Here is a 21,938-nt window from a genome sequence, read left to right on the forward strand (position 1 = left end):
GAGCTTGTCGTGCATATCGATAGTGCTGAATATTATTTGTGTCGCGGCGACCGACTCTCTACGATTCCCCGATCTTCTCTCTCGACGTTAAAAAAACGATGAAAACGACCACCACGCTCAAACGCGCCTTGCTGTCGATTGTTCTCGCCGCCGGCTTCACGCATGCCCTGCCGTCGCTCGCGGCCGAGCAGACTGTACGCGTAGGCATCATGTCCGGCGAAGACGAGGACGTGTGGCGCGCCGTGGCAGCCAACGCCGCCAAACACGGCCTCACCGTCAAGGTCACGACCTTCTCCGATTACACGCAACCCAACGAAGCGCTCGCACAGCACGACCTCGACGCCAATTCGTTCCAGCACAAGCCGTATCTCGATGCGCAGATTGCCGCGCGTCATTATCAGATCGTGCCCGTGGGCTATACCTACGTGCAGCCGATCGGCCTCTACTCCAGAAAAGTGAAATCGGTTGCCGCCCTGCCGCAAAACGCGACCGTCGGCGTTCCGAACGACCCGAGCAACGAAGGCCGCGCGCTCCTGCTGCTGCAGGCGAACGGGCTCATCAAGCTGCGCGCCGACGTCGGCCTGCTGCCGACCGCGCGCGACATCGCCGACAATCCGAAGCACATCCAGATCAAGGAACTCGACGCGGGTATCGTAGGCCGCGCCATCGACGACGTCGATGCGGCCGTGGTCAATACCGACTGGGCGATCAAGGCCGGTATCAAGATCCCGCAGGAACGCATTGCGCAGGAGAAGGTCCCCGGCAATCCGTATCGCAACTTCCTCGCGGTCAACGCTAAAGACGCGAAGGCACCGTGGGTGAAGACGCTGGTGGACAGCTATCAGCAAGCGAACGTCGCATCCGCGATCCTGACGGTTTATCACGGTGCGACGCTGCCCGCCTGGGAAGGCGCGCCGCAGCAGTAATCACGCTTTAGCGGCACGATTACCGCGCGATAGTCGGAGCGGCCACCAGGTGCGGGCCGCTTCGACGTCTTACAGGAATCCCACTGAAATCCACGGCACCGCGGCGACCAGAATCAATCCCGCGCCGAGCGCGAGCAGATACGCGATCATGGGCCGCATGCCGTCTTCCGGATTGATGCGGTTGATCGCGCAAGCCGTGTAGTAGCCCACGCCGAACGGTGGCGCGAACAGTCCCATGCCCATCGCGAGAATCGCGATCATCGCGTAATGGACCGGATGAACGCCGACCGTCGTCGCGATCGGAAACAGCAGCGGACCAAACAGCACGATGGCGGGAATGCCTTCGAGCAGACTGCCGAGCACGACGAACAGCACCATCGACGCAATCACGAACGTCACCTTGCCGCCCGGCAGTTGCGCGAAGAGCGTGGCGAGGTCGTCGGAGAAACCGGACTGCGTGAGGCACCAGGCCATGCTCGTCGCCGCCCCGATGATGAGCAGAATCGCACCGGATAACGCCGCCGTGCCGACCAGAATCGGCCACACGCGCCGCACGTCGAAACGACGATAGATCAGCAGGCCCGCCAGCACGGTATAGACGATGCCGATGGTCGACACTTCCGTTGCGGTGGCCACGCCTTCCACGACTGCAAGCCGGATCACGAACGGCAAGGCGAGCGCGGGCAACGCAATCCAGAAGCTGCGCAGCAGTTCGCGGCGCGTCGGCAGAACCGCGCGTGCGCCGCTTTCGGCGCCGTCCGCGGTCGCGACGTGACGATGCCGCCACCAGACCAGCGCGCACAGCATCAGTCCCACGACGAGCCCCGGCAACAGGCCGCCGGTGAACAGCGCGCCGATCGAAACGCTCGTGACCGACCCGAGAATGATGAGCACGAGACTCGGCGGAATGGTCTCGGTCTGAGCCGCGGTGGCCGACAGCAGCGCGACGAATTCGCCGGGCTTGGTGCCGCGCGCCTTCATTTCCGGATAGAGCACGGGCGCCAATGCCGCCATATCGGCGGACTTCGATCCGGAAATGCCCGACACCAGATACATCGCGCCGACCAGCACGTACGACAAACCGCCCGGCACATGGCCGAGCAGGTTGGCGAGAAACGCCACCAATGCCTTGGCCATACCCGTCATTTCCATCAGCATGCCGAGTATCACGAAGAGCGGCACCGCCAGCAGCACGATCTGCGACATGCCCTGGTCCATGCGGCTCGCCATCACGAGCAGGGGCAGATGCGTGGTGATCGCCAGATAGCCGAACGACGCCAGGCTGAACGAGAAGGCGATCGGCACGCCCGAGAACACGCACAAACCCACCACGCCGACGAAGAAAATCATCAGGTTCCAGCTGCCGATGCCGAGCAGCAGCGGTTGCAGCAGGAAGAGCCCGGCACCGACCGCGCCTGTCAGCGCAATCGCGCCGAGCACGGGCTTCCAGTGCTCCAGGCGCGCCAGCTGGAACAGCGAACTGGCGATCATCAGACCGATGCCGACCGGCATGGCCGCAGCCCGCCATGCGTTCGAGATATCGAGCGCGGGGTCGGTCAGATTCGCCTCGTCGATCACGTAATCGAGCGTCGCGCCGCACACCAGCACCAGAAACGCGAGCGGCGCGATCAGTGCAAGCGCGCGCCAGAACGCCTGCCACGAAGCCGGCGCCATTCTGACGAAGGCCGCCATTCGCATGTGTTCGTTGCGCTGGAATGCGATCACCGCGCCCATCATCGCGAGCCACAAAAACAGCAACGAGGCGAGCGAATCGGACCACACGAGCGAATGACGGAACACATAGCGCGACACGACGCCGATCAGCAGCAGCACGATTTCCGCGGCGACCAGCAAGCCGGCGATGCCCTCCGTGAAGAGCACGAGGCCGCGTTCGAGCGCCGTGAACAGATGCTGCAATTTCAGGCGGTTCTCAGTCAGAACGATACGCATGGTTCACCCCAGCGGACCCGTATATTTTTCGAGGAGCGCCCAGGCCTGCGGGCCGAATTTGTCGTGCCATTCCGTGTAATAACCGGCCTGTTTGAGCTTGTTGCGAAACGGCTCGCGATCGGGATTGATGATGGTGATACCCGCTTTGGTCATCTGGTCGGGTACGGCGGCGTCCACTTTCACCATATCGTCGCGCTGCGCGAGCACCGATTTCGTGAACTCTTCGGCAATCACGCCCTGCAGGTCTTTCGGCATCGCGGCCCACATGCGCTGGTTGCCGAGAATCCAGTAACCGTCCCACATGTGGTTGGTCATGCTCAGGTATTTCTGGATCTCGTAGAGCTTCATTGCGTAAAGCAGCGACGGATAGTTCTCCGCGCCGTCCACCACTTTCGTTTGCAGCGCCGTGTACAACTCGTTGATGCTGATCGGCGTCGGACTCGCGCCGAGCGCCTTGAATTGCGATACCCACATCGGGCTGATCGGCACGCGTATCTTGAAGCCCTGCAGATCGTCCGGCGACTTGATCGGTTTGTTGCTGATGATTTGCCGCCAGCCGCCCTGCATCATCGCGGGAATGGCGAAGAGGCCGACTTTCTCCATCTGTCCGCGCAAATACGCGCCCACGTCGCCGTCGAGCGCCTTGAATGCGGAAGGCGTGTCCTTCAAACCATAAGCAAGACCCGGCAGCGCACACGCGGGCACCAGCGGCACGGCGAGCTGCGACGAGGACAGAAAGAAATCCAGCGACCCGCTATGCACCTGATTGAGCATGTCGCTGCCCAGCTGGCTATTGGGGAACAGATTCATTTCGACGCGGCCGTTGGTGCGCGTCTTGATGCGCTCGGTCGCTTCCTTGATACGCACGTTCATCGCATAAGCCGGCGGCGTGTCGCTGCCAATCTTGATCCGGTACTCCGCCGCGTGCGCGAAACGCGCCACCAGCGGCGCGGCAAGCAACGCAGCACCGCTTTTCAATACGAGCCGACGAACTGGCTTGTCCATGATCCGCTCCCTCCTTTTTGTGTGTCTCCACGTCTCTACGTCTGTCTGTCTCTGTGTTTCTTTTTAGTGCTTGCCGCGCGGCGTCATGGCACCGCGTCTGCCGATTCCGTATCTTTCACCGCCCCTTCGAGCTCGACCGTGCGCCCGCTGCGCATGGCCTCGTGAACGGCGTCAAGCGTACGCATCAAACGGATGCCTTCTTCGGCGCTGACCGAATGATTCGGCTCGCCCGCGATCGCCAGCGCGAATTCGCGGAATTGCCGCTGGAATTCGACGGCTTCGTCGAGATAGTGGCGCTGCTCGTCGTCGCCCTGTCGCACCAGCATCTCGCCGTTGAAAGTGAGTTGCGTGTCGTTGTCGATCACGGCCGTTCCGCGCTCGAACACCAGCACCTTGCGGTTCTCCACGGGCTTCTGGTTGAACGAAAGATGGACCGACGCCAGCCGCTTGTGCGGATACGCGAGCAACATCATCGCTTCGTCTTCGCCGGCCCAGAAATCGTTGCGGCGCACCGCTTCGGCATGCACGCGCAACGGGTCGTCGCCCATTACCATCTGCACGAAATCGAGCACATGTGGGCCGTTTAGTGCGACCACGAGTCCGCTCGCCTTGTCCGCTTCGCGCCACCAGGCCGCCTGCGCTTCGGCCCAATAGACGCCGAGGCTCACCTGCGCGGAAATCAGCCGGCCGAATTGCGCATGATGTTCGGCGAGATAACGGATCGCGCGGAAATGACGACGGCACTGCGCGACGGCCAGCACGACCTGCCCCTCTCGCGCAGCCTCGGCCATCCGCCGTGCGTCGGCGGCATTGTCGGCCATCGGCTTCTCGACGAGCACATGCTTGCCGGCGCGCGCCGCCTCGATCGCCACGGGCGCATGCAGATGATTGGGCAGACAGATCACCACGGCGTCGACATCGTCACGCGCGAGTGCATCGGTCACGCTGTCGAGCGCCACTTGCGCGCCGTAACGCTTCGCCGCATCGAGGGCAAGGCCGATGTCGCTATCGACGGTGGCGATCAGCCGCGCCAGTTCCGGCTGCGACGAAACGGCCGCGAGATGCGAGCGTGAAATGCGGCCGCATCCGATCACTGCGATTCCTGTCACACGGCTCATGATGTCCTCCGGTTCGATGCGTCGCGCGAAATCGCCTTGAATTCTCGCGTGCGTTCGGTCAGCGCAATTTCCGTCGGCAGGCGCTCCATCGAACTCGCGCCGTAAAAACCGTGGCACGACGGGCTGGCTTGCAGCACGTAGGCGGCGTCTTCGGGCGTCGAGATCGGGCCGCCGTGACACAGCACGATGATGTCGCGCCGCACCTGTTGCGCGGCCCATGCCCAGGCTTCGATCAAGGCCGGGCATTCGTCCAGCGCGACACCGGTCTTCGCGCCGATCGCGCCGCCGCTCGTGAGTCCCAGATGCGCGACGATGATGTCGGCGCCCGCCTCCGCCATCGCCGCGGCTTCGTTCGCGTTGAACACGTAGGGCGTGGTGAGCATGTCCTTCTCGTGCGCCTTGCGGATCATCTCCACTTCGAGCGCGTAGCTCATGCCGGTTTCCTCCAGGTTCTGCCGGAACATGCCGTCGATCAGGCCGACTGTCGGGAAGTTCTGCACGCCGGAAAAACCCATCAGACGCAGTTCGTCGAGAAAGCGGTCCATGTCGATAAACGGATCGGTGCCGTTCACGCCCGCCAGCACCGGCGTCGATTTGACGACGGGCAGCACCTCGCGCGCCATGTCCTTCACGATCTCGTTGGCGTTGCCGTAGGCGAGCAGGCCCGCGAGCGAGCCGCGCCCCGCCATCCGGTAGCGTCCCGAGTTGTAGATCACGATCAGATCGATGCCGCCCGCCTCTTCGCATTTGGCCGACAGACCCGTTCCCGCACCGCCGCCGACGATCGGCTCGCGCCGCTCGATCATCTCGCGGTAGCGGGCCAGCAGTGCGCTTCGTTCGAAACGTGGCATGAGTGGTTCACCTCCTATCAGGGCGGTTGGCATGCGCGTCCGCCAGTTCGCGATAAGCCGCCACGATCGCGTCGGCGAACGCGGCGTCGTTGATGTGCAAGGGCAGGCGTTCGAGCCTGCGCCGGGACGTCGCCTGAAACGTCGAATCGATCGCGTCGAACAGCGCCCGATCGGCTTCGGGATCGTAAAAAGGCATACCCTCGGCGTCGATGGCCGACACGCCGCGCTCGGGAATCAGGAAACGCAGCGGTCCTTCACAGCGGTTGAGCTTTTGCGCGATCCATTCGCCGATGTACCGGCATTCCGCGACGGACGTTCGCATCAGCGTCACCTGCGGATTGTGGTGATAGAAAAGACGCTGCGCGTAGGCGGCCGGCACGGTTTCGGGCGCGCCGAAGTTGACCATGTCGAGCGCGCCGCACGATGCGACGTACGGCACTTTCGTGCGGGCAATCGCGCCGAAGCGGTCGGCGAGACAGGGAAACACGCCGCCTGCCAGAAAGTCCGCGACCTCGGTCGTGGTGAGATCGATCGCACCTTCGATCATGCCGCTGTCGATCAGCTTTTCGAGCGACTGGCCGCCGGTGCCGGTCGCATGAAAGACAAAGCATTCGTAGTCCGCCTCCAGCCGTTCGCGCAACTGATCGACGGCGGGCGTGGTCACGCCGAACATCGTGATGCCGACCGTGGGCTTCGACGGCGCTGCGTTCGCTGCAACGCCGGCGGCCGTGACGCCTTTCACCATGCCGGCCATCGCATGCGCCGCGTTCGAGAGAATGGTGCGGCTGATGCGGTTGAGCCCCGCGATATCGACGACCGAATACATCAGCAGCAGATCGCTTGCGCCCACATAGGGCGCGACGTTGCCCGATGCAACGGTGGACACCATCAGCTTCGGCAGACCCACGGGTTGGGCGCGCATGGCCTCGGTGACTAGCGCTGTATTGCCCGATCCGCCGAGACCGATCATGCCGCCCACGTCGTCGCGCGTCGCCATGAAGCGTGTCAGCGCGCGCCCCATCGCCGCGATGGCCGCGCCGCGCTCGGCGGCACCGCGCACCGCTTCGACGCCGTCCGGATGACAGGCCGCGACGATCTGCGCCGCGACATCCGGTTGCACGTCGGCGCGAGGCGCAGCGTGCGTGCCGACATCCACCAGCACCGTCGACACGCCGGCCGCGCGCAACTGGTCCCGCACGAAGCCCAATTCCGCGCCCTTGGTATCGCAGGTTCCGACAACGTACACCGTGGTCATGATGTCTCCCGTTTCATGACGTTCATCGGCAGCAAGGTCTAGATGGTCAGCACGCCGCCATTCACGTCGATCGTCGCGCCGGTGATGTAGCGCGCGCGGTCCGACAGCAGAAACACCGCGACGTCCGCGAGATCGTCCGCCGTGGTGAAGCGTCCGAGCGGAATGCCGGCCAGTTGCCGCTCGCGATCTTCCTGCGTGAGCAGACCCGCGACCCGTTCGCCTTCGGTCGTGCCAGGCGCGACGGCGTTCACACGCACGCCTTGCGCACCGAACTCCTTCGCCAGATGCCGGGTCAATCCGAGCACACCAGCTTTCGCCGATGTGTACGGCGAGCCGAGCGCGGGGCTCGTCTGCCGCCCTGCCAGCGAACTGAAGTTGAGGATCGCACCGCCGCCGCGCCCGATCATCGACGCAATCGCGGCCTGGCAGCATAGAAACGTGCCCTTCAGATTCGAGTCCATCACGAGGTCGTATTCGGCTTCCGTGATATCGAGCGTCGGCACGAGTGGCGCATAGCCGCCCGCGCAATTCACCAGCAGGTCCACGCCGCCCGCTTCTTCGTCCACGAGACGAAAGAAGGTCTTGACCTGCTGCGCCGACGTGACGTCCAGCGTCGCCGCCCGCGCGTTGTCGCCAAGCTGCTGTGCGGCCTGTTGTGAACGCGCGCTGTCCAGATCGGGCACGTAGACCGTTGCCCCCTCGTCGATCAGATAACGCGCGATCACCATGCCGATGCCGCGGCCCGCGCCCGTCACTACCCCGACCTTTCCTTTGAACGTGTCCATCTGCTGCGTCTCCTGTCTGCTTGCAAGGCCATTGCGATTGCACGCCGAGCCGGCGCGCGACGATTAATCGAGCACCACGCCGCCATCCACCATCAAGGTTTCGCCATAGACGAACGAGGCTTCGTCGGACAGCAGGAACAGCACGCCCGCGGCGATTTCCTCGGGCCTGGCGAAGCGGCCCATCAACACCGAGTTCTCGACGGTCGCGCGTTCCTCGGCGGTCATCCCGAGATGCATGTCGGTCCAGATCGGGCCGGGGCACAGGCAATTCACGCGAATCGCACCGTGATACGAGGCCAGTTCGCGCGCGAGAGAACGCGTCAGCGTGACCACGCCGCCTTTCGACGCGCCGTACGCGGAAGTCGATAGACGCCCCGCGCCGCGCTTGGCGGTATCGGACGCCACGGTGACGATGCGTCCGCGTTTGCGCGGCACCATCGCGCGCAACGCGTGCTGCACACAAAGAAACGTGCCGCGCAGATTGATGTTCATCACGCGGTCCCACTCGTCCACGCTGAGATCCAGCACGCGTGTCTTGCTGGTGATGCCGGCGCACGTCACGATGCCTTCGAGCACCACGCCGCTTTGCTCCGCCTGCGCGAATACGTTGGCAATCGACGCTTCCGAGGCGAGATCGGCAACGAGCGGCACGCAGCGCACGCCGAGATGCTCGGCTTCGCTCACGGTTTTGGCGAGCCCCTCCTTGTTGGCGTCGACGCAGATGCTGTCGATCCCGCGCGCCGCCAGATCGAGTGCCACCGCGCGGCCGAGTCCGCCCGCGCTGCCTGTCACCATCACGCCTCGCAGGTCGAAGTTCATGCGCGTGCTCCCGCGAATTGTTTGTGTTGTCCCGACGAATCGACGAGTGCGAGTGCCGACGCCGCCGCCCGCGCGGCAATCGACCCGGCCGCCTCGCTCGCGTACGCCGGGTTGAACAGTTCGACGGTCCACCAGCCGTCGTAGCCGTGCGCGACGAGCGCATCCACGATGGCGCGCACCGGCGCCACGCCCTCGCCCGGAAAAACGCGATCGGCGAGCATGTCCAGTTGGGCAACGGGTTTGTCTTTCGCGTCCGCAAGCTGGACGTTGAAGATGCGTTCGAGCGGAACGCGCGCGATATCCTCGACGCGCGAGCCGCCCTGGTGGAACAGGAACGTGTCGATCAACACGCCGCCGTTCGTGCGGTTAGCGGCAGTCACGAGTTCGGCGGCACTGGCGAGCGTCGAAATCTGCGGGGACGTCCCCATGAATTCGAGGCACAGGCGCACGCCGTATGGCCGCGCGAGATCGCACAGCGACGCGAACTCCTCGGCGGCGACGGCGAGATCGCCGGTTTCTCGCAACGCGGGAACGGCCGTCACGTTGGCACATTCGAACGCCTCGCAATGCTGCAGGAAGGTATGCAGGCGGCGCAGCAGGTGCTCGCGCGTTTCGTCCGCATTGCCGCTGCGTTGGCGGCGGCTGACCAGCGGCACGCCGCCGTAGTACTGCCATTCGGCGAGAAAAGCGGCTTCGGCAAAGCGCAAACCGTAGGCGCTCAGCCAGCCGCGCACTTCGTCCACGGTGCCGCCCTGCGCGAGATGGCGCTCGAACTGGTCGTAGCGCAGACCGATGCCGCTGAAGCCCGCTTGCGCCGTTTGCGCGAAGGCCTGCTCGAACGTGCATTGCGCGAGCGTGACGGGACTCAATGCGAGCCTGGGCGGCGACGACACGCGCTTCACGATATCGCTCCTGTCGTACGGGTTTTCGCCGTGGTGGCCCGTTTGGGAAGGACGATCTCGTTGGTCATCAGGCGCGTGGGCAATCGCACGATCTCGCTGCCGCTATCGTGACGGTCGATCAGACCGAGCAGCATGCGCACTGCGAGACGGCCGATCTGATGCGTGTCCTGCGCGATCACAGGCATCGGTGGATCGACGAGGCGCGCCCACGGCACGTCGTCGAAACCGATCACTTCCACATCGCGATTGCGTTGCAGGCCCAGTTCGCGCATGGCGAGCAGCGCGCCTTCGGCAATGGTATTGCTGGTGGCGAATAGCGCACTCGGGCGGTCGTCGGTATCGAGCAGCGCCAGCGCAGCCGCGCATGCCGAGTTGGCCTGCAAGCCGCCGAAGCGGATCCAGTCGCGGCGCACCGGCACGCGTGCGTCCTTGAGCGCCGTCTTGAAGCCCGCAATCCGCTCGCGTGACGTCATGAGTCCGCGCGATCCGGCGAGCGCACAGATACGCGTATGGCCGCGTTCGATCAGATACTGCACGGCAAGACGCGCGCCGCCTTCGTTGTCGCTCAGCACCGCGCCGCAGGGATAGTCTTCGATCATCCGGTTGATGGCGACGAGCGGAAAGCGCTCGGGCAGATCGCGCGACAGATAGCGATGTTCGCCCTCGGCCGGCGCGACGATCAGTCCGTCCACGCGCCGCTCCATCAGACCCATGACCGCCACGCCTTCACGCGCGAGGTCTTCGCCGCTGTTCGCGAGAATGACGGAGTAGTCGTTGAGCGCGGCCTCCGCTTCGACGCCGCCCACGACTTCCGCGAAAAAGAGATTGGCCACGTCCGACATGACGAGGCCGATGGTGCGCGAACGATTCGTGCGCAGGCTGCCCGCCACACGATTCATCCGGAAGCCGAGTTGCTGCGCTGCGGCGACGACCAGCTCGCGCGTGGCAGGACTGACCCGTTCGGAACCGTTCATCACGCGCGACACAGTCTGGTAAGACACGCCCGCCTGTCTGCCGACGTCTTTCAAGGTCGGCGCGCGATCGGTTTCGTCGGATTTCATTTTTCCCCGCCATGTGATCGTTCACATGAGCAAACTATAGAAAACGCTGCGCGGAAGTAAACCCGTTCATGCGAACGTTCACATGGTTTACGGGTAAACCTGATTCGTACAAGGAAAAGACCGCAAGCAGTGCTTGCCATGGCGTGCGCCATGAGTTGCAATCACGCCTGTTGCGTGCGTTATGTCGCTAAGCCGCTACGCAGGTTAAGCAGGAGATGAATCCGAATGGATCAGACCGCCGTCCGCGCGTCCTCACAGCAGCGCTGGCTCATCACGCTGGCGCCGGTGATCTTTCTCGCGCTGTGGTCGGCCGGCTTTCCGATTGCGAAGATCGGCCTGCGTTATGCAACGCCGCTCGCACTGCTGTCCATCCGTTTTGCGCTCAGTATCGGCGTGCTGCTGGTGGTTTGCGCATGGCGGCGACCGGCATGGCCGACGAGCGGACGCGCGTGGCTGCATCTCATCGTCACGGGATTTCTGGTTCAGGTGATGTACTTCGGGCTCAGCTATCTGTCGCTGACAGCGGGCCTTTCTTCGACGGTACTCGCGCTGGTGGTGTCGTTGCAGCCGATCATCGTCGGCGTGCTGGCTCCGGCACTCGTGGCCGAACGTGTCGGCGCGCGCAAATGGATCGGCCTGATTCTGGGGCTCGTGGGAGCGGTCGGTGTGATCGTCGCGCGTGGACCGCTTCAGGTCCAGTCGACGAGCGGCGTGCTGCTGGCCGTCGGCGCGTTGATCGGCATCACCGCCGCCATGCTCTACGAAAAGCGCTTCGGCACGCGTCAGGACCCGTTGAGCGCGAACCTGATCCAGTACACGGTCGGCCTGATTTTTTGCGCGCCCTTGTCTTTCGCCTTCGAGACCATGCACGTGCAATGGAGCGGCGCGTTGATCGCCGCCCTGCTCTATCTCGTGATCGGCAATTCCCTGATTGCCGTCACGCTGCTGCTTGCCATGACGCGCGCGGGCAAGGTCTCGCAGGTGGCGTCGCTATTCTTCTTCGTGCCGCCCGGCGCTGCGTTGATGTCGTATCTGCTGCTCGGCGAAGTGATGTCCGTGTGGGCGTGTTGCGCGATGGCGGTCGCCATACTCGGCGTGGCCATCGCGACGAGGTCGTCGCGGGCGCGTGAGCGGCCCGCGATGTGATCGTGATCGAGCGTGGACGGTTGGTGCGTTACAGCGCCTGCACCTGGACCGCCGCGCCCGGTTTGCCGTCCACCTGAGGCGCAATCACGAGATAGCGGCGCGCCCCTTTGGCCTGCGGATCGTTGACCGACACAACCTGCCTGATCTGACCGATCGCGTTGACGATCGCCGAGCCCGCCGGGTTCGACATGAAATTCGCCAGTCCCTCTATCATGCCGCTGCCGTCCGCGTTGTTCGACAGACCGAGAACATACGGCTGCTTCGGCTTCAGACCGGTCACGGACGCCTGCAATACCTGCAGCAGACCCTGATCGAAGAGCGCGACGCTCGTCGGCGTGGTGGACGTGCCAGCAGTGTCACCACCCACCGGCATCAGCTGAAGATGCGCCGTGTTTCCCGCGAGGCCGAGCGGTTGCAGGTTTTGCGTACCGTCGCCGTCCGGCACGGCGTTGGGCACATAGGCAACGGCCTGCGGCGCCTGGCCGATGGGCACTTGCGCAATGACCTTGTTGCTCAGCGTATCGATCGCCGCGAGCGCATCGCCGTTTTCCAGTCCCACGTAGACGCGCGAACCGTCGCCCGACGGCCAGATTCCGTGCGGCAGATTACCGACCGGGATCGTCGCCACCTGGGTGTAGTTGTCGGTGCGGAAAACCTTCACTTCGTTCAGGCCGCCCACCGTCACATACGCGAACATGCCATGCGCGTTCTTCACGATGTTGACGTGATTCGTGATCGGTCCCGTGTCGAGCGTCTTGAGCAATCGGAACGGAGGGGTCGCCTCGAATACCTGAGTGCGGCCCACGTCCTTGAGCGTGAACCAGACCTGCTTGCCGTCCGGCGTGGCCGCGATGTTCGGGCAGAACGGGCTGTCCTGTTTCACCTTGCCGACAATCTGATGATCCGCCACCGACACGATATCGGTCTCCGGATTGAACGACGAGCACACGTAGCCGTATTTGCCGTCCGGAGAAAAAATCTGCATGCCGGGACCGGCCGGTGTCGTGATGCGCGTTTTCTCCATGAACGTCGTGGCGTCGAGCACCGACACGTAGTTTTCACCACGCACCGTCACCCACACTTCTTTCCCGTCCGGCGTGAAAAAGGCTTCATGCGGCGAGCGTCCGACATACGTCGTGTGTTTGACCGCGTTCGTCGCGGTGTCGATGAAGGTGACGGAATTCGATCCGATCGACACCACCGCGAGCGTCTTGTGATCGGGGGAAAATCCCATGCCGTGCACCAGCACCTGACCGTGATACAGCGGACTGAAATTACCCGGCGACGGATCGCCCAGACGGATGACGCCGACCAGCCGGTTGTCGGCCGGGTCCGTCACGGAGACGGTATTCGAGAACTGTTCGGCGGCATAGACACGGTCGTGATGGCTGACTGGTATATCGGGCGTGGTGTCGGCGCCGGGAGCCTGACCGGCGAACGCCGCGCCGCACAGCGTCACGGCGAGCGCTCCAGCGAGCGCACTCAGGCGGAAAGTCTTTTGCATCATTATTGGTCCTCGTTGTTTGACGGCATGTGTCCTGACTGCATGTTCATGTGCATATGCATGGCGTGCGACGCCGCGGCCGGTGCTGCCGCCGCATCGCCGGAACTCGCCGCCATCTGGTCGGGCGAGGCCGCAGACGGCGGGATCGCCTGGCCGAGCGCCACGTGCATGGCGACGATTTCCTGCTGTTGTTCCACCACGATTTCCTGCGCGATGCGGCGAAGCTGTTCGTTCTTCCCGTAGCGCAATTCGGCCTGGGCCATGTCGATCGCCCCCTGATGATGCGGAATCATCATCGCCACGAAATCGTGATCGACATCGCCCGATGGATTCACCGACATGGCGGTCATCATGCGGTCCATGGCAGCGTCGTTTTCCTTCAGATAGGCGGCTTCCGTTCCGGTCGCGGCGCCCGCTGCATGGACCAATGGCGCGCAAAGAGAAAGCAGCAGCGCGGCGGCGCCCAACAGGGAAGGCCGTGGCCTGATGCGGTGAACTTGCATTCGTGATCTCCTCGATAGCGTGTCTACCTGCGTGAACACGGCCGGTTGGGCTTTATTCCGGAGGTGCGAAAAAAATCGGGGAGTGGGATGTCGCGGTCGTTGGGGAAACGAAGCGAAGGCGGGCGACCCGACGGTCGCCGCAGGTTGCGCGAGCGATGCCAGCGCGGCTATCGCATCACGATCTCAGGCGGTGTGCTCAGGCGGTGTGAATGGCGACCGGTCGAGTTGGAGCTCGACCGGGTATGCGGCGAATGAAGACAGCGAACTACCCACGCGTCAGCCGGTCCGCGCGTAATACAGGTTCTGCGGATGCTTCGCCTCGGCAAAGAAGAACCAGCGCTCCGCGACCAGCCCGGCGTATTGCACCAGACACGCGGCGGCCAGCGTGCCGAACGAAACACCGATCGAATGGAGATTCGCTCCGAGCGCCATCAACACGACGGGCGCCACGAAGGACATCGCGAGAAAGCCCCATTTGACGCCGCGCAGCGTGCCCGCCGAGCGACCGTGGAAGAACTCGCGCAGATTGAACGCCCCCGCGGTGAAGCCGCGCGACACCTGCGTCAGTTTCGCGTTGCGAATACCGGTCGCGCTCTGCACAGTCGATTTCGGCCGCAAGCGCGCATTGCGCACGAGCGACGCACTGCGGCTCACGCAACCGGCGAGCGTCAGCACGCAAGCACAGACGGCCAGCCCCACGGTCCACTCGGGCGCATACCAGGCCGACAAGGCCGTGGCCAGCGTGCAGCCCGAGGCGCAGCCTAGCAGCGCGAAATTGACCAGCGTGAGCGGCGTGGCCCACTCCTGCAGAAAGCGCAGGCACGCGTAGATCATCGCCGTGCAGACGAACAGCGCGGCACTCGCCAGCACGCCGAGCCAGCCGATCGCCAGCGACCACGGCGAGCCCAGCCAGTGCGCCGCGCCATAGAAAAAGGCGCAGGCGAGAAACGCCGGCAAACACAGACATTCGCGCGACAGCCATGACGTGCGCCACATCGCGATGGCGCGCCACGCCCGCTCGGGATGACCGAGATGGAAGAACGACGCAATGAGCCCGAGGCCACCGAGCACCACGGCAACCGCCGCCCCGGCGATATAGAACGCCGCTTCGGGCGAAGCGAGCAGGCCCCAGTGCGCGGCCGTTTCCACGCCGACCAGCGCCATCAGCAGGCCTTGCGCCGCGCCGCTCAGCGTCGTCAGAAAAACCACGGAAAATGCGGGATTCATCGTGAGGACCTTTGTGCAGATGCGGTTGATCAGACGCGCGTCGCCATCGACGCGAGATGCAGTTCGCCGCGCTCGAGTTGCGCGTCGAGCGATTCCGGCGACGCGCTGCGCTCCTGCTGCGAGCCGGACGTTTTGCACGAGCACGAACCGCTGCCACATCCCGCGGCTTCCGTTTGCACGCGCGGCAAATAATGATTCGCTGGCCGCGTATTCCACTCGGGCATCAGCTGATATCCGCCGCGCTCCTCGATGGCCTTCGACACCACCGACTCCGGATCGTGAATATCGCCAAAGAGCCGCGCCGAAGTCGGACACGCGAGCACACAGGCCGGTTGCCGGTCGCGCTCGGACAGATTCTCATCGTGGATACGATCGACGCAGAGGGTGCACTTGGTCATCTCCTTGCGGCTTTCGTCGAGTTCGCGCGCGCCGTACGGACACGCCCACGCGCAATATTTGCAGCCGATACAGCGGTCGAAGTCCACCAGCACGAGCCCGTCTTCCTTGCGCTTATAGCTCGCACCGGTCGGACAGACCGGCACGCACGGCGGGTCCTCGCAGTGCAGACAGGATTTCGGAAAATGGATGGTGTCGGCATGAGGAAACGTGCCGGCCTCGAAACTCTGCACGCGATTGAAGAACGTGCCCGACGGGTCCGCGTCGTACGGATTCATATCGGCGAGACTGCCCGATTCGCCCGACGTGTTCCACTCCTTGCAACTCGTCACGCAGGCATGGCATCCCACGCACACGTTCAGGTCGATCACCAATGCCATCTGTGTCATCACACGCTCCTTGCAAGTCTCCCGCTGCTATTTGCGCCCCGTGGCACCGCGCAGCCGCGCGGCAAATTCGCCGCGTCCCGCGAAGTAGGTCTGCACGATCCGTGAAATCACGCCGTTTTCGCCAGGTACGGCGGGCATCGCGGCGAATTGCGGCAGCGTGTGCCGCGCATCCGCCTCCGCGGGATAGATGCGCACGCGCACGTCGTACCAGGCGGCCTGGCCTGTAATCGGGTCCGAATTCGATATGCGTCGCGTCGCGTCCTCGTCGCGCTGGGGCAGTTCGTCTGTAATGAGGTGATTGAGCAGGAAGCCGCGCTGCGATTCGTTTGCGCCCGCACCGAGGTTCCATGCGCCCGACGCCTTGCCGATCGCATTCCACGTCCAGACGGTGCCGGGCTCGACGGTCTCGCTGAAGCGCGCCATGCAGCGCACGCGGCCCCATTGCGATTCGGCGTAGATCCATGCGCCGTCGGCAATGCCGTTCTCCGCGGCCATCAACGGGTTCATGTACAGATAGTTTTCGCCGTGAATCTGCCGCAGCCACGCGTTCTGCGAATCCCATGAGTGGTACATCGCCATCGGCCGCTGGGTGACGGCGGCGAGCGGAAACCGGTCGAGGTCGGTCGTCGCGCTTTCGAGCGGCGCATACCAGAACGGCAGCGGATCGAAGTACTTTTCCACGCGCGCGCGCAGATGATCCGGCGGTTGCCTGCCGCTCGTGCGCCCCTGCGCGGCCAGCCGGAACTTCTGCATGACGTCGGAGTAAAGCTGGATCAGGATCGGCTCGCCAAACTTGCGGAAACCGTTCTTCACCGCCCACTCGAGATACGGCCCGTTGCAATTGCGCATGTATCGCATCGACTCGGGCAACCGGTGATGAAACACGCAGTTGTTTTTCGCGTACTGCTCCCACTGATTCGGGTTCGGTTCGCCGACCAGCGCCTGATCGCCGTCCTTGCCGCGCCAGCCGATCAGAAAGCCCACGCCGGAATCGGGCGTGGTGGTGAAGTTGACGACGAAGTCGGGATAGTCGCGAAAACGCCGTGCGCCGTCCGGCGTCGTGAACGCGGGAAACTTCAGACGCGAAGCGAGTTCGATCAGCACTTCCTGAAACGGCTTGCACTCGCCCGTGGGCGGCACGACCGGGACACGCACCGAATCCACCGGACCATCGAATTCGGAGATCGGCCGGTCGAGCATCGACATGGCATCGTGCCGTTCGAGATAGGTGGTGTCGGGCAGGATCAGATCGGCGAAGGCGGTCATCTCCGACTGGAACGCATCGCAGACCACCAGAAACGGAATCTTGTACTCGCCGCTCTCCTGTTTGTCGACGAGCATCTCGCGCACTTTCATCGTGTTCATCGACGAGTTCCACGCCATGTTGGCCATGAAAATCATCAGCGTGTCGATCGGATAAGGATCGCCGCGCCACGCGTTGGTAATCACGCTATGCATCACGCCATGCACGGCCAGCGGATATTCCCACGAGAAAGCCTTGTCGATACGTACCGGGCCGCCCTGGTCGTCGATGAACAGGTCCTCCGGCGCGGCGGGCCAACCGAGCGGGCCGGTGGCGAGCGGCGTGTTCGGCTTGACGGCGTCGGGGCTGTTCGGCGGTTTCGCGGAGGGCGGCACGGCGCGCGGAAACGGCGACTTGTGGCGAAACCCGCCGGGCGTGTCGATGGTGCCGAGCAGCGACATCAGCACGGCCAGCGCGCGGATCGACTGGAAACCGTTGGAGTGCGCGGCGAGCCCTCGCATGGCGTGAAACGCGACCGGATTGCCGGTGACGGTTGCATGCGTCTCGCCCCAGGCATCGGTCCAAGGAATCGGCAGCGTGATGCCATGGTCGCGGCTCGTCTGGATCATTTCGCCCGCGAGACGGCGAATCGTGTCCGCTGCGATACCGGTAATGGCGGCCGCCCATTCCGGCGTGCAATCGGCCACGCGCTCGCGCAGCAAGGCGAACGACGGCGTGACCGGCGTGCCGTCGTCGAGCGTATAGCGGCCGTCGAGCGCGGGCGTGACGCCGGGCGTATGGTGAGGCACGGCGCGCCCCGCTTCGGCGTCCCACCACACGTGATTTTGCGGAAACAGCGGATTGCCGACCGGCTGCTGCGGGTCGCGCACGAACAGGCCGAAGTTCTCGCTGCTTTCGTCGAGATCGACGAGTTCCGCCGCGTTGGTGTAGCGGCGCACGAACTCGTGGTCCCATGCATCCGCCGCGATCAGTTCGTGCAGAAAGGCCATGAACAGCGCACCATCGGTGCCGGGCCGGATCGGCACCCACTCGTCGGCAATCGCCGCGTAGCCGGTGCGAATCGGATTGATCGCGATGAAGCGGCCACCCGCGCGCTTGAACTTCGAAATGGCGATTTTCAGCGGATTGGAATGATGATCTTCCGCCGTGCCGATCATGAAGAAGAGTTTGGCGCTGTCGAGATCCGGGCCGCCGAATTCCCAGAACGATCCGCCGATCGTGTAGATCATCCCGGCCGCCATATTGGCCGAACAGAAGCCGCCATGCGCCGCATAGTTAGGCGTACCGAACTGCTTGGCGAAGAGGCCGGTGAGCGCCTGCATCTGGTCGCGACCAGTGAAGAGCGCGAACTGTTTCGGATCGGTCGCGCGGATATGCGCGAGGCGCTTTTCGAGCACGCCGAACGCCGTCTCCCACGAGACTGGTTCGAACTGCGCGCTGCCCCGCTCGGCACCGGGCTTGCGCATCAGCGGACGAGTGAGGCGCGCGGGCGAATACTGCTTCATGATGCCGGAGGCGCCCTTCGCGCAGATCACGCCCTGGTTGAGCGGATGCTCCGGATTACCGTCGATATAGCGCACCTCGCCTTCACGAAGATGCACGCGGATACCGCAACGGCAGGCGCACATGTAGCAGGTGGTCGTTTTAACGTCGAGCCGTTCGTCCTGCGTGCGGGCGTGATGTTCCATGCGGATCTCCGGCGCTGCTCCGGTGGGGCCGAAGCGATGGTGATGCGATGCTGTCCATCCTAATCGTCGCGGGGCCACATAAAAAATCGCCATTTGCGAGGCGAACTATCCGCTGCGCCGATAGTTCGTCAAGATGTCTGCGTGTCGGTGCGGCTGGCGTGAGTTCGCTCGCCTGAGCCGGCGGATGGTCAGGCAAATGCAAGCCGGCGCGACGGTTCACGCCTTCGGCCGCATCCCGAGGGTTTCGCGCATGCACACGTCGTCGCGCTGGCGCTCCCAGTGGGCGACCGCCACCGTCGCCACCGCATTGCCGATCATATTGGTGGTCGCACGGATCTCCGCGATGAAGCGGTCCACGCCCAGCACGATGGCCGCGCCTTCGATCGGAATATTCGCGAAGAGATGGGAATAGAAGAAGGCGTGAAGGTATTCGTGTTCACCAACGCACTCGCCCTGCACGGCAAAGTCCTGATGGTCGATACCATCACGCTGCCCGAGAGCAAGTTTCCGGGGTTGAGCAAGACCATGCTGCGCGAGCGGCCGAACACGCTCTACAACTTCTATCAGGACGCGTTCGGCATCAATATCACGGGCACCGACGAGCGGCTGCGCGTGGCGCGCGCCAGGCGGTGAGCCGGCCGCCGCTTCGCGCTTGCCGCCTCGAAGGCTTTACCTCTCCTGACTCACCAGGCCGCTCGCAGACAGATCGACCGCAGCCGATTCTCCGGCCCGACGGATCGGCGTGCGGGTCATCAGCAGCGCGACCAGCGCACCCGCCAGCGCAAGCACGCCCGCGATGTAGAACGCGTTGTTGTAGCTATGCGTCATCGCAACCACGTAACCCGTCGCGATCGGCGCGATCATCGCGAACGAGGCACCGCCCGTGATAAGCAGGCCCGTGGCACGTCCCGCTTCCGCCGAGGACGGCAACAGGTCGCCGAGCAAGGCGATATTCATCGCGATGCCGGCTTGCGCGCCGGTCAGCGAAAGCGTGAAGACGGCGACCATGATCCACACGTTGTCCACGAAGGGCGTCACGAGAACGATCGCAGTGAGCAGCATCGACGCCGCCACCACGTTGCGGCGTCCACCGCGATTGCACGCCTCTGTCGTCAGCAGACGGTCGCTCAACCGGCCGATGGCAATCGCGAGAATCACGGAGAGCGCGTACGGCAGTGCCGTGAAATAGCCGCTTTTCACGATGTTCAGATGCCGCTCCGTTTGCAGATAGCTCGGCAGCCACGTGAGAAACAGAAACTGCGCGTACGAGCAGAACGCCTGCGTGATGAGCAATCCCCACACGCTGCCCGACCTGAGCAACTCGCCGATCGACAGCGTCGGCCCCGCCGGCATATCCGGCAAACCGCCGTTGCGCTCGCGCAGAATCAGCGCGCGTTCTTCGTCGTCGATGAAACTCGCCAGTTCGGGCTTGCGGAACCATTTGAGCCAGCAGGCCAGCCAGATCGCACCGGCGCTGCCCACCAGCACGAACCCGATGCGCCAGCCGAACAGCTGCACCGCGAACGAGACGATGATGGCGCCTATCGCCGGCCCCGCGTACGAGCCGCTATTCAGGGTCGCGGCGGCAATGCCGCGCTCGCGCGCGGGCATCCACTCGCGGATCACCTTGCCGCCCGCCGGATACGACGACGCCTCGCCCGCTCCCATCACCAGCCGCGTGAAGAGAATCGACATGTAGCTCCATGCAAAGCCGGTCGCGACCGTCGCGAGCGAGAAGATCGCCATGCCGACGGCGTTGACCCAGCGTGTGCCCCAGCGGTCGAGCGCGAGGCCCCATACGATCAGGCTCGCGAAATACGTCCAGATGAACGAGGACAGCAGAAAGCCCATCTGGATCGGGCTGATGCCGAACTCGTGCGCGATCGGCTGCGCCGCGACCGACAGCGCCACGCGGTCGATATAGTTGATGCTCGTGAGCGAAAACAGAAAAACATAGATGAATTTGCGGCGATTGCGCATGTGTCTCCTCCGGTGCCCCGTGCGCGCGTTGCCGCGCGCCGGTTGGTCTTTTGCCTGTACGGAAAAATGCAGTGCCAGTTCTTTCCACGCCTGCGCCGGCGTTACGGCGTCGCCTCCTTCGTCAGTTCTTCGACGCCGAGCGCGTACACGCGATTAGCGGTGCCGGCGAGCATCGCGCGACGCGCGTCGAGCGGATAGCCCGCGCTGATGAGCTTGAACGCGTTCCACACGGAGACGTAGTTGCAGCTGCCCTTGTCCACCGGAAAGTTGCTCTCGAACATGCTGCGCTCCGGCCCGAACAGATCGATGCAGATCAGCACGTAAGGCGTCCATCGCTCGACGAGATCCGCGCTGCCGGCCGGCTTGTCCGCCTCGGCGAAAGACAGGCCGGTGCGCGGCATCGCCAGTCCGCCGATCTTCACGACCACGTTGCGATGCGCGGCCACGCGCGCAAGCGATTGGCCCCACGCCTTGCGCACCTCGGCGCGACTGTGCGCATACGGCCCGATGCCGAGCGGTCCGCCGCAGTGATTGAGCACGATCGACAGCCGCGGATGACGCGCGGCCAGCGCGGCCGCCTGATCGAGTTGCGTGTGATACACCCACAGGTCGAGCACGAGTCCCATGTCGGCGAGCAATCCGCAGTAACGGTCCAGCTCGGGCGACGCGATGGTGTTGGCGTCCGGGCCGCCGGCGGGCGCGGCAAACGCCGGATCGGCGTGCCACGCCGCGCGAACCCGCACGCCGCGCACGCGCCCGGCGCCCGCTTCCAGATGCGCTTCGAGCACGCCACGCGCATTCGGCACGAACGGGTCGCCGTACGCCACGATGCCCTTCACGAGTCCCGCATGACCGCGCGGCAGATCGACCGCAGCGCGCGCCTGCGCCACGGCGAAACGGGTCTCGCCCACCGGCGCGAATCCGGCGGCCACGTCGCTGTCGAAATGCGCCTTGCACTCGACGAACACGGTCGCCACGACGCGATGCCCGCTGCTCACATCCGCGACGAACTCCGGCGCGTGATAAAACGCGCTTTGCACGTCCCACAGATGATGATGCGGATCGATCACGGCAAGCTCCGGTTCGATCGCGGGTTCCGCGACCTGCGCGAGCCAGTCGGGCCGCACGTGCGGAAAATTGCTGCGTTCGTAATTCGAATCGAACATGCG

Annotated in this window: 20 protein-coding genes; 3 read left to right on the forward strand and 17 right to left on the reverse strand. The window is 64.2% G+C overall.

The features are described from left to right. Window positions 1-98 precede the first annotated feature (98 nt). Window positions 99-926, forward strand: a complete 828-nt coding sequence (locus P3T18_RS21155; protein WP_429301914.1) for a MetQ/NlpA family lipoprotein — start codon at window positions 99-101, stop codon at window positions 924-926. Between the two features lie 69 nt (window positions 927-995). Here the strand turns inward: P3T18_RS21155 and P3T18_RS21160 are convergent, their stop codons facing one another. The 9 genes from P3T18_RS21160 to P3T18_RS21200 form a co-directional block, all read right to left on the reverse strand. Continuing rightward, complete coding sequence (locus P3T18_RS21160; protein WP_429301915.1) at window positions 996-2,876, reverse strand: TRAP transporter large permease subunit; 1,881 nt, start codon at window positions 2,874-2,876, stop codon at window positions 996-998. A 3-nt stretch (window positions 2,877-2,879) separates the two neighbouring features. Then, window positions 2,880-3,881: a TRAP transporter substrate-binding protein gene (locus tag P3T18_RS21165; protein WP_429301916.1), complete on the reverse strand. Its 1,002-nt coding sequence runs from the start codon at window positions 3,879-3,881 to the stop codon at window positions 2,880-2,882. Between the two features lie 83 nt (window positions 3,882-3,964). Then, complete coding sequence (locus P3T18_RS21170; protein WP_429301917.1) at window positions 3,965-4,999, reverse strand: Gfo/Idh/MocA family protein; 1,035 nt, start codon at window positions 4,997-4,999, stop codon at window positions 3,965-3,967. Then, window positions 4,996-5,850 carry a phosphoenolpyruvate hydrolase family protein gene (locus P3T18_RS21175; RefSeq protein ID WP_429301918.1) on the reverse strand — a complete coding sequence of 285 codons (855 nt, stop codon included), beginning with the start codon at window positions 5,848-5,850 and terminating at the stop codon, window positions 4,996-4,998. Before P3T18_RS21175 ends, P3T18_RS21170 begins: the two co-directional genes overlap by 4 nt. Window positions 5,851-5,857: 7 nt before the next feature. Then, on the reverse strand, window positions 5,858-7,105 hold the full coding sequence (locus tag P3T18_RS21180; protein WP_429301919.1) for a Tm-1-like ATP-binding domain-containing protein: 1,248 nt from the start codon (window positions 7,103-7,105) through the stop codon (window positions 5,858-5,860). 38 nt (window positions 7,106-7,143) lie between these two features. Beyond that, on the reverse strand, window positions 7,144-7,890 hold the full coding sequence (locus P3T18_RS21185; protein WP_429301920.1) for an SDR family NAD(P)-dependent oxidoreductase: 747 nt from the start codon (window positions 7,888-7,890) through the stop codon (window positions 7,144-7,146). Between the two features lie 63 nt (window positions 7,891-7,953). After that, window positions 7,954-8,709: an SDR family NAD(P)-dependent oxidoreductase gene (locus P3T18_RS21190; RefSeq protein WP_429301921.1), complete on the reverse strand. Its 756-nt coding sequence runs from the start codon at window positions 8,707-8,709 to the stop codon at window positions 7,954-7,956. Next, entirely contained in the window at window positions 8,706-9,611 is a 906-nt protein-coding gene (locus tag P3T18_RS21195) for a sugar phosphate isomerase/epimerase family protein (protein WP_429301922.1), read from the reverse strand. The genes P3T18_RS21190 and P3T18_RS21195 overlap by 4 nt, the downstream gene beginning before the upstream one ends. Then, window positions 9,608-10,672 carry a LacI family DNA-binding transcriptional regulator gene (locus P3T18_RS21200; RefSeq protein ID WP_429301923.1) on the reverse strand — a complete coding sequence of 355 codons (1,065 nt, stop codon included), beginning with the start codon at window positions 10,670-10,672 and terminating at the stop codon, window positions 9,608-9,610. The genes P3T18_RS21195 and P3T18_RS21200 overlap by 4 nt, the downstream gene beginning before the upstream one ends. 225 nt (window positions 10,673-10,897) lie before the next feature. Here P3T18_RS21200 and P3T18_RS21205 point away from each other — a divergent pair, with 225 nt between their 5' ends. Continuing rightward, window positions 10,898-11,818, forward strand: a complete 921-nt coding sequence (locus P3T18_RS21205; protein WP_429301924.1) for a DMT family transporter — start codon at window positions 10,898-10,900, stop codon at window positions 11,816-11,818. Window positions 11,819-11,846: 28 nt separating this feature from the next. On the opposite strand, the gene P3T18_RS21210 is transcribed toward P3T18_RS21205, so the two are convergent. The 6 genes from P3T18_RS21210 to P3T18_RS21235 form a co-directional block, all read right to left on the reverse strand. After that, window positions 11,847-13,325: a YncE family protein gene (locus P3T18_RS21210; protein WP_429301925.1), complete on the reverse strand. Its 1,479-nt coding sequence runs from the start codon at window positions 13,323-13,325 to the stop codon at window positions 11,847-11,849. Then, window positions 13,325-13,825: a DUF305 domain-containing protein gene (locus tag P3T18_RS21215; protein ID WP_429301926.1), complete on the reverse strand. Its 501-nt coding sequence runs from the start codon at window positions 13,823-13,825 to the stop codon at window positions 13,325-13,327. The genes P3T18_RS21210 and P3T18_RS21215 overlap by 1 nt, the downstream gene beginning before the upstream one ends. Before the next feature lie 276 nt (window positions 13,826-14,101). After that, window positions 14,102-15,052 (reverse strand): dimethyl sulfoxide reductase anchor subunit family protein, encoded by a 951-nt coding sequence (locus P3T18_RS21220; protein ID WP_429301927.1) that lies wholly within the window; start codon window positions 15,050-15,052, stop codon window positions 14,102-14,104. 29 nt (window positions 15,053-15,081) lie between these two features. Beyond that, window positions 15,082-15,837, reverse strand: coding sequence for a 4Fe-4S dicluster domain-containing protein (locus P3T18_RS21225; protein WP_429301928.1), 756 nt, complete (start codon window positions 15,835-15,837; stop codon window positions 15,082-15,084). Between the two features lie 27 nt (window positions 15,838-15,864). Beyond that, the gene (locus P3T18_RS21230) at window positions 15,865-18,789 is read right to left on the reverse strand and encodes a molybdopterin-dependent oxidoreductase (protein ID WP_429301929.1); all 2,925 of its coding nucleotides are present in this window, start codon (window positions 18,787-18,789) and stop codon (window positions 15,865-15,867) included. A gap of 216 nt (window positions 18,790-19,005) precedes the next feature. Then, complete coding sequence (locus P3T18_RS21235; RefSeq protein ID WP_429301930.1) at window positions 19,006-19,155, reverse strand: hypothetical protein; 150 nt, start codon at window positions 19,153-19,155, stop codon at window positions 19,006-19,008. Between the two features lie 36 nt (window positions 19,156-19,191). Here P3T18_RS21235 and P3T18_RS21240 point away from each other — a divergent pair, with 36 nt between their 5' ends. Continuing rightward, window positions 19,192-19,422, forward strand: coding sequence for a UTRA domain-containing protein (locus P3T18_RS21240; protein ID WP_429301931.1), 231 nt, complete (start codon window positions 19,192-19,194; stop codon window positions 19,420-19,422). A 36-nt stretch (window positions 19,423-19,458) separates the two neighbouring features. Here the strand turns inward: P3T18_RS21240 and P3T18_RS21245 are convergent, their stop codons facing one another. Then, window positions 19,459-20,769, reverse strand: a complete 1,311-nt coding sequence (locus P3T18_RS21245; RefSeq protein ID WP_429301932.1) for an MFS transporter — start codon at window positions 20,767-20,769, stop codon at window positions 19,459-19,461. Between the two features lie 101 nt (window positions 20,770-20,870). Continuing rightward, entirely contained in the window at window positions 20,871-21,935 is a 1,065-nt protein-coding gene (locus P3T18_RS21250; protein WP_429301933.1) for an amidohydrolase family protein, read from the reverse strand. Window positions 21,936-21,938 lie beyond the last annotated feature (3 nt).

This window comes from Paraburkholderia sp. GAS199, assembly GCF_050436585.1.
Taxonomy (GTDB): Bacteria; Pseudomonadota; Gammaproteobacteria; order Burkholderiales; family Burkholderiaceae; genus Paraburkholderia.